Genomic DNA, 17,912 nt, shown 5'->3' with positions numbered 1-17,912 from the left:
CTCAGTGACAGCGGCACCCTCACCACCACCACCCTCGGCGTCCGCTTCGTCGCCAGCCAGCAGAGCGGCAGCTATGGCCAATTCAGCGTCGATGCCAGTGGTGCTTGGCACTACACCCTGGACAATGCCCAGCCTGCAGTGCAGGCCCTCAAGACCGGGGACAGTCAGCTCGAAACCTTCACCGTCGCCTTGTCCGATGGCTCGACCACCACTGTCACCATCACGGTCACAGGCCTCGACGATGGGGCCATCATCAGTGGCACCGACCATGGCAGCGTGACCGAGGACACCACCCTGCTCAGCACCGGTCAGCTTACGCTCACCGATCCCGATGCCGGGCAGGCCGCCTTCCAGCCCGCCACCCTCACCGGCCAGTACGGCACCCTCACCTTGGATGCCACCGGTAAGTGGAGCTATGCCCTCGACAATGCCAGTGCTCAGGTGCAGGATTTGACCGCGACGGATACCAAGCTGGAAACCTTCTCCGTTACCTCGATCGACGGCACCCAGCATGCCATTTCAGTACAGGTCAAAGGCACCGAAGACACCAACTCAATCGGCAACGGCGCAGTGCAAGAAGATGTCAAGCTTTCTCACAGCGGCACCCTGACCAGCACCAACCCAAGTGCGACCTTCGTTGCCAACACTGTGAATAGCAACTACGGCACCTTCACGGTGGATGCAACTGGCAAGTGGACCTACGACTTACACAATGACGATGCTGCCGTGCAGGCGCTCAAAGCAGGGCAACGAAAGATTGAGACTTTCGTAGTGAATCTGTCCAACCACACCTCTACAGTCGTTTCTGTAGACGTACTGGGCAGTAATGATGCCCCCACCCTGGTGGCGGACACCAATCAAATCAATGAAGACTTCACACTGTCGGTCACCGCAGCCAACGGCGTGCTGAAAAATGATTCTGATCTGGATGGAGAACCGTTGACCGTCACCGGCATCGCATCTGGCAACACGGCGGGTACGGTCGGCAAGGCTTTGGTTGGTCAATTTGGCACCCTGACCATCAAAGCCGATGGCAGCTATATCTACAAGGCAGGTGCCGCTGCGCAAGCCTTGAGCGTTGGTATGCAGGTCAAGGATGTCTTTACCTACACCGCAATCGATGGACAAGGTGGCGCCAAAACCACCACGCTGACGATCACCGTCACGGGCCTCAACGACGCCCCGGTTGCAGAGGTCGATGAAATTCAGATCACTGAAGACAGCACCGTAATCAAAGACAAATTCAATGGCGTGCTGAAAAACGACAGGGACGTCGAGGGCGATACCCTGACCGTCACCGGCGTCCGTTTCGAAAACACGACCGGGAAGCTCGGCACCCCGCTGGCTGGCGAATATGGCAGCCTGATTTTGAATGCAGACGGCTCCTACACCTATACACCCAATGCCAATGCACAAGCACTGAATAGCAATGATGTCGGCGTTGAACGCTTCACCTATACCATCTCGGATGGCAAAGGCGGCACGGCAACGCAATCCTTGAACATCATCATCATCGGGGAGGCGGATGCCCCAGTGCTGGATCTGGATGCAAACGACTCGACCGCCGCAGGCAGCGGATTTGTCACCACATTCTATGAAAAGCAAGGGGGCATCCCTATTGCTGACATCGATGCCCGCATCACCGATGTTGACTCGGCCAAACTGGCTGGTGCCACCATCACACTGGCCAATGCCCAAGTGGGTGACGAATTGCTGGTTGGCACCCTGCCCACCGGCATCACCGCCACACTCACAAGCACTGAGGTACGCCTAAAAGGCGTCGGAACACTCGCTGACTATACCCAGGCCATCAAAGCGATCATGTTCAACAATGGCAATGCGTCGCTCAGTGACACGCCACGACAGATCCATGTTTCGGTGGATGATGGCACCACGACCTCACGTATTGCCACCACCACGATCAACGTGGCACACAAGGTTGACTTGGCTGTCAAGGATGTTGGCCACTGGACCTTTGACGAAGGCTCTGGTGCCACCACCCGCAATGTCTATGATCGCACGCCCAAAATCGGCCACATCACCGACAACCCAGGCGGCCCGGCGGCGGCCACCGCATTTACCACCGGACGGGATGGCACGACAGCCATCCAGTTCAATGGCCGCAACGGCGGCAGTCGTGATGGCGGCTACGTTGCATTGGACAAGTCCGTAACCGACCCCTTGCGAGGTGACGGCGCAGGTGGCGGATCGGCCAGCCTGACCTTCTGGATCAAAACGACCCAGATCGGGGCATCCTTCGACTGGAACGCCCCTAGCGTGATCGGAACAGAAGGACGGGGTCAGAGAAGCGACATTCAGTGGGGCTGGCTGGACAATACCGGCAAGATCTGCTTTGGCATCGGTGATCTCGCCGGTATCCGGAGCACGACCGCCATCAACGATGGCCAATGGCACCACGTCGCCATCACCCATGACTTCACTAGCGGCGCAACTGCGGTATGGGTGGATGGGGCCATGAGCAACACTGGTAACATCGCGCCACGGGCCATCCTGTCCAACAGCTTCCTCGGCTTTGGCGTAACAGCAGACAGTTCAGCAGCCCACCGTTATCTGAATGGCGCGCTGGATGATGTTCGTATCTATGACCGCACCCTGACTGCCGATCAGATCAAGGCCATTTTTGCGGTCGAGAACAACCTTCTCAGTCAGCATCTGGTGCTCGATAACGACGGCGGCCCAGTACGCTTTGCAGTGACTGCCGAAGACCATACATCAGTCACCATCAGCGGCATCCCCGCTGGCACGCAGCTCACGGATGGGCTGAACACCAAGACCATCACCAACGCAGGCGAGATCGTCGATATCACCGGTTGGGATTTCAACCAGCTGGCACTCACCGGGCTGGGCAATCAGTCCGCCATGCTGGCCGTGACCGCTACTGGCAAGGCCACGGGCGATACGCAAATCCACATGATCAACATCGCCAGTAGCGCGAATATCGTCATGGGCACTGACGATGCCAATACGTTGACTGGCACCAGCAACGCAGACTATCTGTCCGGCGGGGCCGGTGATGACACCGTGGCTGGTGGCGGTGGTGATGATCGATTGCTGGGTGGCCGTGGCAATGACATCCTGACTGGCGGCCTGGGCGCAGACGTATTCAAATGGAGCCTCACAGATGCAGGCACACCAAGCGCCCCTGCCCGAGACACCCTCACCGATTTCTCGGTCAGTACAGCAGTGGACAGCAACGACAAACTGGATCTACGTGACCTGTTGCAAGGTGAAAACCACCTGCCAGGCGCTGGCAACCTGGGCCATTACCTGCACTTCGAAAAGTCCGGCGGCGACACCATCCTGCATGTCAATCATTCAGGCGCATTCAGCACCGGCTTTTCAGCGGCCAAGGACACGCAGGTCATCACCTTCCAAGGCATTGACCTCACGGCAGGCGGCACCTCAACAGACGCCCAGATCATCCAAGACCTGCTGAACAAGGGGAAATTGATCACCGACTGATATCAACATCCACACCTTGCTCAAAGCCGATGTCTGATACATCGGCTTTGAGTGTAAATATCTACACTATCCCTTCCTTACATATGAAAGGACACGTTATCAGAATAGAGATCCAAATAACTGTCATCAATCCTGAATATGAAGCCAAGCTGGGAACAAAAAGATAGTTGCTGGCCCCATTGAATCATATGGGCTGCTAAAAAAAGCAAACTAGCAACGCTCTCTTAAACTTTCGCTGCGGTATTCGAGCAACGGGCTCAGGAAGTATTCAATCAAGCGTCGTTGGCCAGTCTTAATCTCAACACTTGCAACCATGCCTGGGCTTAAGTTGACATACTTATTCTCGACCTGGATTTTGGTTTGATTCAGCCTCACCTGCGCTCGATATATCAGCCCACGTTTTTCATCTGTAATGGCATCGTCTGAAACACTCATTACCTTACCCGTCAAGGTACCGTACTTATGCGTTGCCCTGCATGAATGGCTTTGGCACCAGTTTAGTGCCTATCTGCGTGCGCTCCCCTTTGAGAGTGACATAGATAGGCTGTTTGTCACTGATAATGTCGCTGATCATCTGATAGATGGGTACACCCAGTCCCAAGGTGTCACCTTTTTTCTGAAATAAATCCCGCTGCTTATTCAATAGCGCTTTGAGGTCCGCCAATTGCTGGTCGGTAAAGCGCTTAACACCATCACCACCGCGCTTATATTCAACGTTTATTACCTTATCGTCCATATACCAATTACCTTTACTTATTGATCACAGAGTTTGATGCGGTTTGTTTGACAGCTGGATTAGCCGCCCATGCATAGTCCTGCACAACCAGTTGGATCACGTGCTCTCGTGCATATTTATCGAAAGCGATGACGTGCTCCAATGGCAGCTGCTGGAAATTGAAAATATAGTCAATATTGATGTCCCCGACTGTTCGATAATTAACACCGCAACGCCAGTTATAATCGAGGCACTCAATGGTGAAGGGACGTTGTGCCGGTGCCTGGTAACGCTCAGGGCGAGCTTGATAGACACCAGCGGTTGGGTTAGTGCGAGGGATGCAGCCAATCAAGTCTGGCGTATGCGGGGTGCAGTCATAGTTGCCTTTTTTGTTTGCTTTCCCTTTTTCGAACATGTCTTCATACAGCTCCTGCATATAGTAGTTTCTCCCCATGTTCGTGATCAGCTCAAACCTCCTCGGGTCAACGGTGCGGCTCGGTTGGTCCGCAGTGGCCGGAATCGTCAGGCTCGGGATGGGGTAGTACATGAACAACACCCTGGTCGGGTTACCATAGCAGCCCTCGGGCTCTGCCGGGTCTGGCGCCAATGGCAGCTTGGCCCAATCACGATCATCTTTCGCGTAAGGCTGCAGAAAGAGCTGGGTTCGGTAGGGAATACGCAGCACAGAGCGCCCTAACGCCGCATACACGAATTCGCCATGGCCAGGTTTACAGTTTGCTGGGTTAAAATGTAAGGAGTTGTCCGGTTTGGGCGGCACTGCCGCTGGTGCCTCCTCAGGTGGCGCTTCGGGCGCGGGGGGTGCAATCAGGTAGTTGACCCAAGCTGCAGCGGCTGCCAAACACGATACTGACAAGGCGTATTGGATCAACCTTGTCGTCAGACGCGGTCGTGATTGATTGGTGAGCTGTTCTGGTGTCGGGTTCATCAATGTACTCGCTGATTGTTATTGTGGCGGTTGACCTCACTAGGTCACACTATATGTGTCTTTTTGCGTGCTGGTGATGCCTTCAACTAGCTCCAAATAGCGTCGCATATGTCGCCAGACCCCGCTCCCTGGCATACCCTTGTGCCTGCTGCCACGCAGCGTTGCGTAAGGCCTGATAATCCATGGGATGGCTCAGTGCATGCTGCAAAGTCCTTACCAGCCGTGCCTGATCAAAAAACGGCACTAACAAACCATTGACACCATGTTGAATGACCTCGCGCACGGGTGGCGTATCCGAGCCAATCACCAAGCAACCGGTGGCCATGGCTTCCAGCAGCGACCAACTCAAGACAAACGGATAGGTCAGATAGACATGTGCCGCTGAGATCTGCAGCAGCAAGCGGTAGCGGTCATAGGGGATCTTGCCGAGGAAATGCACGCGGTTAGGGTCTATTGACACCTCCTGCAGCAATGCCTCTTTCCAACCAGTGGCATGTTTGGGTTTGCTACCGTAGCTCACGCTGTCGCCGCCCACGATCATCACTTGGCACGTGGGGTGCGCAGCCAACAGCGCAGGCAGGGTGCGCATGAACACATGAAAGCCACGGTAGGGTTCCAGATTACGGGCTACATAGGTCACCACCGGGTCGCCGGTGCGTATGGTGTGACCATTGGGCAATGTGAACTCGGCCTGTGGATTGGGCCCCAGCAGGGCGGTGTCGATGCCTTCGTGAATCACCTGGATTTTGTTGTGATAACTGGCAGGGTGCACCTGCTTTTGCCAGTGTGTGGGCGCAACCGCTACATCGCACTGTTCCAGATTCAGCAGATGCATGGCATTACGGGTGCGGATGCGCGCCTGGTCATCCAAGGAGAGAGGAAATTCCGGGTCGAAGCCCGCATCGACACCGCTGGGGTGGTAGTACCACTCGCAGAAATGGATCAGCTTGGACTCGGGAAAGACTTCTTTGACAAACAGGCTTTCTCCCCGACCAGGGTGGGCTACGATCACATCCGGCAGAAAGCCGTGCTGCTTGAGCTGCAGCAACAGCCTAACCACGGCTTGGCCGTGCAACACACCCGATTCAAATGTGCGTAGATAGTGGTGGCTACCTTTTACCGGTTGCCGGTGCAGTTGATATGTGAGAGTGCGCACCCCCGGCAGGCCAGGGCATCCCTGACGGCCAATGGCAATGATTTGGTGTTCAGGCTGGTTGGCATAATGCAGGGCAAGATGGCGGAATTGGCCTGGAAAATTCTGATGAATCAACAATATATTAATTAATAAATATGAATAAAGCGACCTAGAGATATATGCCAAAAGTTTAACTGATTTTTCCTTACTTCACGAGCATTCAATTCATCTGCAACATGACAATTAAATTAAGAATCCAAAAATAAACAAATAAAACAAAAATAGTGCCTGATCAAAGTCAGGCCAAGGCAGATGCCACTACGAAAAATGTCATTCACCCACCAAGCTGCAAAATCTTAGCCCGGGCTTATGCATGGCGGTTGACACGCTCATGGCAATTGCCTTACCGAAAGCATCAATGGCGATAGCAATGTCTGGCATCACGTCACACGGAGGGTATTGGAACCTCCCCTAGCACCCCAAAGTGGCAGTCCACTGGTCATTGCATAGTTTCCTCAGGTTTGAAAATCCTGCTATTTATCAGGGCATGAATAGCATTGAATATATGGAGCAGGTTCTTCATGGCATTGCCATTGAATTGCACAATTGAGCTGGCATTGGGAAAGGCACACCGGCATGATCTTGCATACTTCATGATTTGAAACGGAGAATTGGCTTAATTAGCCGACGGGCATCGCCCGTATCATAGCTGAGGCAGATCAAACTAAATATTCCACCACCGGGTTGGGACTCAATGGTGTTGTCAACGACTAAGCCGTATAAGGCACCTGAGACTTTAGCAGTCCGTTCTCGGAGAGAGATTTCTGCTTCTGGTATGTGTTCCTTCTCAAACAGCCCGCCATTTCCGGCTCTGACCAAGGGGTAATAGGTCACCCCAAGGTAAAAAGCATAAGGGATGGGGTGGGCAGATCTATCTTTGGGCCCCCTCTGCTTTAATCTCGGTGTCCCTTTTTTCATACGTGCTTTATCAAGGCACGGCTCGATGACATCCCATAACGACCAGTGCAGTGCCTCTTCGCGGGAGATATGGTAATCACCACGAAAGGTCTCACCACCCCACCAGAGGCGGAAGCTTATGGTAATGGCTTGACGCTTTGGTGATTTCCTGCCTGGAAAATGAAGGATATGTCAGATTTTGGAAGATGATCTAGCCTGCAATCACATGGCTCAGATGGCATAGCGAACATGGATACGCGCTCGGCCTTTCAGGCAGCAGGTATGCGGTGGCATAACCTACATTGGCACCGCTACGGGTGATGATCTTCCGCAGGAAAGGATCAACCCGGGCTGCCGATAATGATGGCTATCTTTACCAGTAGGCCTGGGCACGCAGCCCTGGCCCCGGTCGGTGAATCACTATGCCAATCTACGTGTCGCCTCAGGGCCGGTATAGCCGTTCAGGCCCAGTGTGACCAATACGGCGTGCTCGATGGCTGTGTGCACGCCCTCGGCATAGACTTGGCACTGGGCGTTGGCCGCGATGGCGACTATAGCCTTCACCAAGCGCTGATTGCTTGGCTGATGGCCAATGTCGCTGATCAAGCCTGCGTCGATTTTCAGGAAGCTCAAGTTCAGCTCGTACAATGAGGGGATGCTGGAGAAGGTGCGGCCAAAGTGCTCCACCCCGACCCTCACCTTATAGCGCCTAGCCATCTCGGTAAAGGCCTGCAGTGCATCGCCTTGCTGTGACAACCCTGCCTCATTGATTTCGAATAGCAGACGGCCTGCAACATCCCGATTGGACTCGAACAGGCTCTTCGCCTTGTCAAGCCAGCCGGGTGTGCCCAGCGTGGCGGGTGAGATATTGACGGAGATTTCGCCCGGCTCGTGGCGCAAGTGTTGGCAGGCCAATGTCACCGCCGCCATATCCACTTCCGCCGTCATGCCCAGCCGCTGCGCCCAGGGCATGAATTGGCCAGCAGTGAGAAGCTGTCCACTGTCGGGGTCGGTCAGGCGTAGCAAGGCTTCTTCGTGCAGCTCTCGGCCTTCCATCGACAGCACAGGGAAGCGGGCCAATTCAAACGAAGCTTGTTCCACGGCCCGAGACAACATCAACAGCCAATCCCGCTCTGGTGCAGCACTCAGTTGTTGCAGGTCCTGCGCGGCAGCCCAGCCGGACTCGCCTGCTTCACCTTGCGCCAGCGCGTGATCAGTCCGGCTCAGTACATCGCGTTCCATTTCACCATGTCTGTAGTGTGCCAGCCCGGCGCACACCACGCCTTGGGTATCCGGGTTCAGTTTTGCCACCGCCTGACGGGCAGCTTGAAGCCAGTTGTGCAGAATCTGCTCTGCTTCTTCTGGCGTGGCGCTTGGCAACAGCAGGGCGAAATCCGCACCGTTCAGACGGGCACCCAGGCTATCCGGCAGGGTCGCCACGATGGTTTTCAATTTGTCACTGACCCCGATCAGCACCAAGTCCACTGCGTCACGACCAAGATCTCGGTTGAACTGGGTGAGCCCGATCAGCCTTAACACCACCAGCATGCCTTGTGGGGGGGCTGTCTCATCCGCCAATTGGTCACGTAGCCGACCCAGGAAAAACGCTCGGTTGGGCAGATCCGTCAGCAGATCCTTACTGGCCTCGCGTTGCAGGGCTTCAATGCGGGCGGACTGCTCAGCAAACATCTCACGAACCTGGCGAACCATGGTATTGAATGCGCTGGCAACACGTCGTAGCTCGGGCACGGACGGCTCGGCCATGGTTTTATATTGGCGGGACGATACTGCGCGGGCATGGGCCATCAAGTCCTCAATTGGGTGCTTGGCCCAATTGAAAAGCCCTGTGAGCAGCAAGCCCGTTGCCAGGCCAATCGCCAGCATGGTCAGCAGAAACCAGATGCCAGATTGCCAGAGCGATTCATAAGCAAATTTGCTATGTGCCACCACGGTGACCCGGCCAAACTGCTTCCAGCCATCACTGACCTGAGCCTGCCCTGGGTGAACGGTGATATGGAATGTCCCCTCAAACCAGCTTGGCACGGTGCTGGATCGGGCGCCACCATTGCGCTCGGTGATCACCTGGCCTTGCACGTCTTGCAGGCGGATCAGCTCGAAGTGCCCACCATCGAACAGCGCACTGACCATCAACTCGGCAGTCGCTTTGTCCTTGCTCTGCTGTGACAGCGATAATGCCAATGCAGTCGCGCTGTCCTGGCTTTGGGCGCGTAATTGCTGTTCAAGATAAGACCGGGCATTGATCATGCTGATCACAAAACCGATCAGAAACGCTGCACAGGTCGCCCCCAGCGCGGTCAACCAGAGTCGCTTCAGTAAACTCATATCACATCCTCAATTGTCCGAGCCCTCTGCATGCATGCGCAGCAGCAGTTCCTTCCAACGCGACAGACGATCGATCGGCTGCGGCTGGCCACCATTCCCCACCCACATGCCTTCGCCATTGAAACTGAAGACCGGTAACAGATCAGGTCGCCGTGACGCGGGCCGGATGTCACCGATCAGATTGTCCAGCACCAGCGGTTCAGCATCGGGCTGTGCGTAATAGGCCAGCACCATGTGCGCCTGGAAGGTCGTGCTGTTGCCACCACCCACCCTTGCTTTGACATACACCAGGCGGAGCTTCGATTCCGCCACGTCCAGGCTCCGCAACGCAAAGTACTTGGCTATGCTGAAGTCCTCGCAGTCCCCTCCCCCTTTGCCGAGGGTCTCGACCGGCGTGGCCCAATAGTCATCTCGCCCCCAGAGCACTTTATCATCCACAAAACGGAGGCGTCGATTGAAGAACTCATTGGCACGCTGCAACTTATCCAACTCCGGGGCGGGCTTGGTATCGATCAACATCTGCCGCAGATCTGCCATGACATGTGACGTGGCTTTCCCGAATTGTTGCTCTAACATTCTTTGCATACGATCCAGATCCGCAGCCCAGGTCATGGCGGTGCCGAAAATCAATGTCACGAGCCCCCACCATCTGGTCTGGCTCGCTCGTTTGCAGGTTGGCCGATGCTTCAGCAGGAACAAGTTACCGTCCCTAATATAACAACAAACAAATATAATGGTTTACCATTCTATCTAACCGCCGAATTTCCAATATAAAATGCCAAATACAATACCAACAAGCATTTGCGCCAAGTAATAGCAGATTGCAGATGAATATGTCATTTCCTGGAAGTGACAATAGAGAAATAGACGGAGCAGTCACGCTGCCCGATACAAATGGTTTACCAATTCCACATGTAAACTTACCTGAGAAGCTGACCCATGAATTATCGACTAAAGCCCGTTGCAGCGACACTTGTCCTCTTGGCCTTGCCCCTCACTACATACGCCGAATCTCTCAAGGAAGCCGCCGAGCAAGCCGTATTACGCAACCCGGAAGTCACCGCAAAATGGCACGGCTTCAAGGCTGCGGTGGAAGACAAAAAAGCCGCTAAAGGTGGCTGGCTGCCTCGTGTCGATCTGAACGCCTATGCAGGCCGGGAGCACAAGGAAAGCCCCTCGGTCAAATCGACGACTTTCAACCACCCAGGTGCGTCAATTGAGCTTCGTCAGTTGATTTTTGACGGTTTTGGCGTCAGCAGCAACATCGAGCGCCTCGGCTTTACCGCAGCAGCCCGCTACTACGAGTTGCTGGCGGCTTCCGATGACGCCGCACTGGAGGCCGCGCGCGCCTACATCGATGTACAACGTTACACCCAGCTGGCCACATTGGCACAGGAAAATTACGCCGTTCATAAGGAAATCCATGATCAGATCCAGCAACGGGTCACCGCCGGGGTTGGCCGTCGGGTCGATCTGGAGCAGGCAGGTGGCCGCTTGGCGTTGGCTGAATCCAACTGGCTGACCGAGGCCAGCAATCTGCACGATGTCAGCGCCCGTTACGAGCGCCTGATCGGGAGAAGTCCCCGTAGCGCACTGGAGGCCCTGCCGGACTTACAAGGCAAGCTGCCACCCAATGCAGAGCTGATGCCCAGAGCGGTCAGCCGCAATCCGCTGATCCAGACGGCGAAGGCCAACATCCAGGCCGCCAAGGCGAATGTCAACGAACGGAAATCCGCTCATTACCCGACATTGGAGCTGCGGGCCAGCCAAGCCGTGGATCGCGACCGTGACGGGATCGATGGCACACATAAGGATGGCAGCATCCGTTTGGTGCTGAACTACAACCTGTTCAACGGTGGTGGCGATCAGGCCCGTATCCGTGCCGCAGCGGAGAACATGTACACGGCAGTGGATCAGCGGGAAAAGGCTTGCCGCGATATCCGCCAGATCACCCGCATCGCCTGGAATGACAATCTGCGCCTGAAAGAGCAGCAAGGTTATCTGGAGCAACACGAGCTTTCCACCACCAAAGCGCGGGATGCCTATCGTCAGCAGTTCGATATCGGGCAACGCTCATTGCTGGACGTGCTGGATACGGAAAATGAATTGTTCGAAGCCCGCCGCGCGGTGGTGCGGGCCCGCCATGACCGCAGGCTGGCGGAAATCCGGGTGCTGGCCGCCACCCACGATCTGCTGCCCGCTTTGGGGCTTAGCGCACTGCCTGGTGATGATGAGGTCAACAAGCATCTGATCAACGATGATGATTTCAAGTGCCCGACCGACCTGCCCAGCGCCATGCCGCTAGATCGGTCGGCGGCCATGGCGGGGCGACCTGCATTGACCCCCACCAGCTTGCCGGCCCAGGCCCCAGCGGCCAAACCCATGGCGGGCACCCCAGAGGAGGCCATTCGCCAGACCGTGACACAATGGGCCGCCGCCTGGCGCGCAAAGGAGTTCGATGCCTTTGCCAGCCACTATGCCAACAGTTTCTCTCCCGAAAATCAGCAGCCCAACAGCAATTGGCAGGCACAGCGTCGCGCCCGCTTGGCCAAGGCCGGCAGCATCTCGGTGGTGGTGGAAGACATCTCGATCAAGCTGCAGGGCAAAGACAAAGCCCAGGTCAATTTCCTACAGCGTTACCGGTCTGACAGCTATTCAGACAATGTGATGAAGCAATTGGACATGGTATTGGAGCAAGGCGCCTGGAAGATCAACCGCGAAATGGTCACCCAGACCCTGCCGAAGTGATTCCCGCCGATTCAGCTTCAACAATTCATTGACACCACGGGCCGGTCGCCAGATCGGCCCCAACAAGCCCGCCACGCCACCTCCTCCACGCCGAAATGACATGCACCCACCATGGCCATGCCAAATGGGATGGCTTTTCGCACATTGCATACCAAAATGTAAGTGTTCAGGCATGCTGGCAAGGTGTTCACCATGTTCCGAAGCATCACGGCAAGAATGATGTTGCTGACCATCACCGCGGTGATCGGCCTGCTGGCCATCACTATGGTTGGCCGGTACGAGATGGAGGAGATCTACGACGATGCCAACAATGGCAACATCAACGCCATTCCCAGCCTGATCCTGCTGGCTGACCTGAACCAGTATTTTCTGCGCCTGGAACAGCAGACGCTCCGACGCATCCATGCGTCGGACAACCAGGAAATCTCGCAGACGGAAAGCAAAATAGGTGAGTATCGGCAACAGGTGCAAGCCACGATATTGAAGTACGAGACAGATGGCTGCCTCGGAACGGACTGCATTGCAGACAACAAAGACAGAAGCTACCTGCTGCAAGAGAAAGACCTTTGGGTCCGCTACACCACACAGTTGGATCTGTTGCTTGAGGAGCTGCGAAAGCGTACTGACAGCGAGGACAAAATCCAGTCGGCGCAGGCCAAGCTGAACCAAATCAGCAGCCAGATGCTCACCGAGGTGGCAGCACACCGCCAATACAATGTGGAGATCGCAGCCAGCCGATCCGGCCAGGCCGTCGCCACCAAAAACCAAGCCTTGTATATTGTGTTGGGGCTCTGTGGCACCTTACTGCTCATCATTGGCAGTATTGGCTTTCAAACCGCACGCTCGATCATCAGGCAGCTTGGTGGCGAGCCTGATACCGCTTCCCATATCACCAGCCGCCTGGCTGCGGGGGATGTCTCTTCCGACATTCCGCTACGCCCTGGCGACACCACCAGCCTGATGGCTCGCATCCGTTTCATGAGCAACACCATGGCACGCCTTGCTACCCGAGCGGAAAGCATCGGACGAGGCAATCTGACCGATGAAGTCGAGCTTGCCTCGGATCAAGACCGCTTGGGCAAGGCCATCAACGAGATGATCCGGATGCTGCGGGCCGGTAAGCTTGAAAATGATCGGCGCAATTGGTTGAAAGATGGGTACAGCAAGATCTCCGCTGCGTTGACGGGGGATCTGAATACCGAGCAACTGGCGGACACCGCCATTTCACTGTTGAGCCGGTATCTGGACGCCGGACGTGGTGTGTTCTACATCTACTCGGGGACTTCAGGACAGCTGGAGCTGATCGGCAGCTATATGCACATCGAACGCGCCCACATTGGTGCGCGATTCGCGTTGGGCGAGGGCGCGGTCGGACAGGTTGGGCGCGAGCGCAAGCCCATCATCCTCGCCGTTGGGCATCACAACCAAATCGATCCGGTCATCACCGGCACCACCGCCGTTCCACCCCAGTTCACCTACACTTATCCGCTCCTGCACGAGAAAGAATTGATTGGGGTGATCGAGCTGGCCAGCGTGGTCGCTTTTGACGACTTGAAGCTGGAATTCCTGAGCAATGCAGCCAGCATGCTGGCATCGCTTCTCTACGTTGCCGATCAGCGCGCCAGGGTGAAAAACTTGCTGTCCGCCAGTGAAGCCGCCGAGCGCGAGCTGCGGATACAAAGCGAACAGTTGCGGGAAATCAACGCACAAATGGAAACCCAACAGCAGCAACTGCAGCAGCAGGCAGAGGAGCTGCAACAGAGCAACACGCAGATGGAGGAGCAACAGCAGCAACTGCAACAGCAAGCCGAGGAGCTGCGCCAAAGCAATGCACAAATGGAGGAACAGCGTCAGCAGCTGCTGATACAGAACGAGCAGCTGCAGGATGCACAACAGGAGCAGGAGGCCAAGGCAGCGCAGCTGGCGCAGGCGAATCAGTACAAATCCGAGTTCTTATCCAATATGTCTCATGAGCTGCGCACCCCGCTCAACTCGATCATCCTGCTGTCAAAGATGATGTGCAATGACGGGGCGGCCAAGCTGGGCAACGATGCATTTGAATGGGCCAAGGTGATTCATCGCTCTGGGCAGGAGCTGTTGCGCCTGATCAATGACGTGCTTGATCTCTCCAAGGTGGAGGCCGGCAAGATGGATCTGCACCTCGATGCGATTGCCAGTCAGACAGTCAGCATCGAAATGCAGGGCATGTTCGAGCACCTGGCCAAAGACAAAGGGCTGAATTTCAGCGTGATCGACGATTTACGTGGCACGTTTGTTTCGGACTGGGACAAATTGTCTCAGATCCTGCGCAATCTGATCGCCAATGCCATCAAATTCACCCGTCTTGGCGGGGTGACGCTCACCATTGGCCATGATCCGGACGCCGAGTTACCGATTTATCTGAGCGTGCGTGATACGGGGATTGGGATTCCAGAAGAAAAACGCGCTCTGGTATTCGAGGCCTTCCAGCAAGCGGATGGCTCCACCTCGCGTGAGTTTGGTGGCACGGGGCTGGGGCTGACCATCAGCCTGCGTTTCGCACAGATGCTTGGTGGCACCATCACCTTGTCGAGCGAGCCCGGCAAAGGCAGTGAATTCACACTGCACCTGCCACATGACATCGCACAACATGCACCCACCCCATCCACAATGGCCGCCCCGCCACCTACCACGGAAGCGGTCTGTGATGATCGCCATACCCTCAACCCGGACGACGCCACCATCTTACTGATCGATGACGATGTGACGTTTGGTCGCAGCTTGTTGGCCATGAACAACCGCCTTGGCTACAAAACGCTGGTGGCCAATACCGGGCAAGAAGGCATCGACCTGGCACGCAAACATCAACCACAAGGGATTTTGCTCGATCTGGAGCTGCCAGACATGGATGGCAGGCAGGTGTTGCACGAGCTGAAACGCGATCGATTGCTTTCGCAGATTCCAGTGCATATCGTATCCGCCAGAGATCGTGATGAGGCATTGCTGAAACAGGGCGCCATCGGCTACCTGCAGAAGCCCGTCGATGATGATGGCCTGACCATGGCCGAGCGCGCACTGCTGAAAGCCATTGACCATGAAAGCAGGCAATGCATCTTGATCATCGACCCAGACCAGACTCACGCACAGTCGCTGGCCCAGCTGCTGGGCACTCGCCATGCCACTCTGGCGGTGGTGCCAGACAGTGATTGGCAGGCGCTGAAGCAGCAATACGACAGCCGATTGGCCATCATCAGTCTGCATCAGGATGTGGATCAGGCACTCAGCATCGCCGCCAAGTTAAGGGTGGCCAACCCAAGTATCGGTTTGGTCTTCTTTGCCGACCAGCCCACTGACGATGAACAGACCCAACAACTGCAACGCTACTCAGACTGCATCATTGTCAAGACAGATCAATCTGAACAACGCCTGCAGGAAAACGTAGAGCGTTTCCTGCGCGGTGTGTCACAGGAGCGGATTGCGCTGCAAACCCCCAGCGTCGATGTCGGTAATGAACAATTGTTGAGTGGATGCAAGATCCTGCTGGTTGACGACGATCCCCGCAATCTGTTCGTGATGACGGCGGCACTGGAGCGTTACGGCGCCGAGCTGGTCACGGCGCTCAATGGCAAACGTGCGCTCGACGTGCTCGGCCAGCAGGCTGTGGATGTCGTCTTGATGGACATCATGATGCCGGAAATGGATGGTAACGAAGCCATTCGGTCGATCCGCGCCAACCCGGCCCTGAATGGCCTGCCTGTCATTGCCATCACCGCCAAGGCCGCACCCATCGACCAAGCCGAGGTGATGCAGGCGGGCGCTGATGATTACATGGCCAAGCCTGTGGACTATGACATGCTGCTGGCCAAGATCTCACGTTGGCGCACCGGTCGGCAAGGATGACCATCACCCTCCATCAACTCCCGCCCACCTGCCATTTAGCCGTCCTTGGCCGACAAGACCACCCCGCTGCAGTAGCGGAGCTGGGCCAGGCATTGCAGGTTGCGTTTGATGACCAGGCCATCAAGACGGTCGAGGTCAGCTTCTATGATGCCGACACATTGCGGCGAGAGGCCATCGAGCTGTTAGCGAGCCATCTGGGCAAAACGCCAGCGCTGAAGATCATCGCCTATCATGCCACCCTGGCTCATGGGCTGATACGGCTGGGTCTGCCGGTCAAGCAGGTATTGCAACAGCCATCCACCCAGCCTGCAGCCAGCTACCGTGCGATAGCGATGGCGGGCTCTGCAGGCAGCCTGGACAAGATACTGCATCTGGTCAGCAACTTGCCACTTGGCAAGGTATCGCTGTTTGTCCTGCAACATCTCGACGAGCATCAACCCAATCTGCTCGATCAGCTACTGAAGGTGCGGACAGACTATCAAGTCATCATGCCGCAACATCTGACGACGATCGAACCGGGCACCCTCTATATCGCGCCGCCCGGCTACCACATGAAGGTCGCGCATGGCATGGTGTATCTGACGCAGGATCGAAAGATCCAATACAGCCGTCCATCGATCGACGCCCTGTTTGCCTCATTGGCATCGGAGTACCAGCGCGACTGCATCGCAGTACTGCTCTGTGGTTATGGGCAGGATGGCACAGCGGGCTGTGCAGCGTTGCGTCAAGCCCAAGCCCGTGTCTTGATCGAAGACAGCGATGAATGTGGCACAGCGCGATCCATGCCGGATTCGGCCCGGGCTACCGGCCAGTATGACAGCGTCGCGAAGCTATCCACGATCACCAGCCTGCTCGCAGCGGCGGTGCACAGTCATGATGATCAAGAGGTGCCTCACGGGCCTTTGCTGGAGCTGTTTCTGGAGGCATTGTCCCAGCAATGTGGTTACGACTTCCGCCACTATCAGCGTGACAGCTTGCGGCGTCTGCTGAAAGCACAGATGCAGGCGCTGGGCATCCAGCGGTTTTCCATATTTCAGTACCTGGCCTTGACTGAGCCCATGCTATTGCAACAACTGATTGCCGGGCTGACCGTCAATGTCACCTGCTTTTTCCGCCACCCAGAGCAGCTGGCGCAAGTCCGACAGCATGTCTTTCCCTATCTGGCCAGCTTTCCTGAAATCAAGATCTGGTCAGCAGGCTGCGCCACAGGGGAGGAAGCTTATTCCCTGGCGATCATGTTGCACGAGGCAGGCTTGCTCGAACGCAGCCACTTGTTCGCCACCGACATGAATGCCTACCAACTCGAAGCAGCCAAGGCTGGGTTGTTCCCCAGCCATGAATTGCCCCAGAACCAAGCCAACTACTTGACCAGCGGTGGCGTCCGGCATTTCGAGGATTACATCCAGCCAAGCGCGCACTACATCAAGGCAATCGATTGGTTAGGCAAGCAAATCCTGTTCTATCGTCATACACTTACAGCTGAGGGAATATTTAACGAATTTCAGTTGATCGTATGCCGTAATGTACTGATCTACTTTGATCTCGCATTGCAGCGCGAGGTGTTGAGGAAATTCGCCTGTTCACTTCATGTCGATGGATTTCTCGTGCTCGGCCCGCAGGACGGCATCAATCTGACGGTATTGGAGATGGGTTTTGTCCCTTATAAGCCCGGCAGCCATATCTACCGGTATCCCAGGGAATGACAT

10 protein-coding genes are annotated in these 17,912 nt (G+C 55.9%); 4 read left to right on the top strand and 6 right to left on the bottom strand.

Annotated features, from left to right (window positions below; all coding sequences use genetic code 11):
• The coding region (locus HNQ59_RS07340; RefSeq protein WP_184037147.1) for a VCBS domain-containing protein at positions 1-3,483 on the top strand (3,483 nt) is incomplete at its 5' end.
• Between the two features lie 210 nt (positions 3,484-3,693).
• Here the strand turns inward: HNQ59_RS07340 and HNQ59_RS20040 are convergent.
• From HNQ59_RS20040 to HNQ59_RS07310, 6 genes are all read right to left on the bottom strand, one after another.
• Entirely contained in the window at positions 3,694-3,918 is a 225-nt protein-coding gene (locus HNQ59_RS20040) for a beta-barrel domain-containing protein (RefSeq protein WP_184037144.1), read from the bottom strand.
• Between the two features lie 25 nt (positions 3,919-3,943).
• On the bottom strand, positions 3,944-4,219 hold the full coding sequence (locus HNQ59_RS07330; RefSeq protein WP_184037141.1) for a hypothetical protein: 276 nt from the start codon (positions 4,217-4,219) through the stop codon (positions 3,944-3,946).
• A gap of 13 nt (positions 4,220-4,232) precedes the next feature.
• Entirely contained in the window at positions 4,233-5,144 is a 912-nt protein-coding gene (locus tag HNQ59_RS07325) for a hypothetical protein (RefSeq protein WP_184037138.1), read from the bottom strand.
• 82 nt (positions 5,145-5,226) lie between these two features.
• The gene (locus HNQ59_RS07320; RefSeq protein ID WP_343074215.1) at positions 5,227-6,414 is read right to left on the bottom strand and encodes a glycosyltransferase family 4 protein; all 1,188 of its coding nucleotides are present in this window, start codon (positions 6,412-6,414) and stop codon (positions 5,227-5,229) included.
• Positions 6,415-7,656: 1,242 nt separating this feature from the next.
• Positions 7,657-9,579, bottom strand: coding sequence for a bifunctional diguanylate cyclase/phosphodiesterase (locus HNQ59_RS07315; RefSeq protein WP_184037135.1), 1,923 nt, complete (start codon positions 9,577-9,579; stop codon positions 7,657-7,659).
• Between the two features lie 9 nt (positions 9,580-9,588).
• A complete protein-coding gene (locus HNQ59_RS07310; RefSeq protein WP_343074214.1) occupies positions 9,589-10,215 on the bottom strand; it encodes a transglutaminase-like cysteine peptidase in 627 nt (208 codons plus the stop codon).
• A 303-nt stretch (positions 10,216-10,518) separates the two neighbouring features.
• Here HNQ59_RS07310 and HNQ59_RS07305 point away from each other — a divergent pair, with 303 nt between their 5' ends.
• From HNQ59_RS07305 to HNQ59_RS07295, 3 genes are all read left to right on the top strand, one after another.
• Positions 10,519-12,327, top strand: coding sequence for a TolC family outer membrane protein (locus tag HNQ59_RS07305; protein ID WP_184037132.1), 1,809 nt, complete (start codon positions 10,519-10,521; stop codon positions 12,325-12,327).
• 192 nt (positions 12,328-12,519) lie between these two features.
• Complete coding sequence (locus HNQ59_RS07300; RefSeq protein WP_184037129.1) at positions 12,520-16,206, top strand: response regulator; 3,687 nt, start codon at positions 12,520-12,522, stop codon at positions 16,204-16,206.
• A complete protein-coding gene (locus tag HNQ59_RS07295; RefSeq protein ID WP_184037126.1) occupies positions 16,203-17,909 on the top strand; it encodes a chemotaxis protein CheB in 1,707 nt (568 codons plus the stop codon). The genes HNQ59_RS07300 and HNQ59_RS07295 overlap by 4 nt, the downstream gene beginning before the upstream one ends.
• Positions 17,910-17,912: the final 3 nt, after the last annotated feature.

The sequence above is a fragment of the Chitinivorax tropicus genome, from assembly GCF_014202905.1.
In the GTDB taxonomy this organism is placed as follows: domain Bacteria; phylum Pseudomonadota; class Gammaproteobacteria; order Burkholderiales; family SCOH01; genus Chitinivorax; species Chitinivorax tropicus.
The sequence above is the reverse complement of the archived record's forward strand: the minus strand, read 5'-3'. Positions and strand labels throughout refer to the sequence as shown.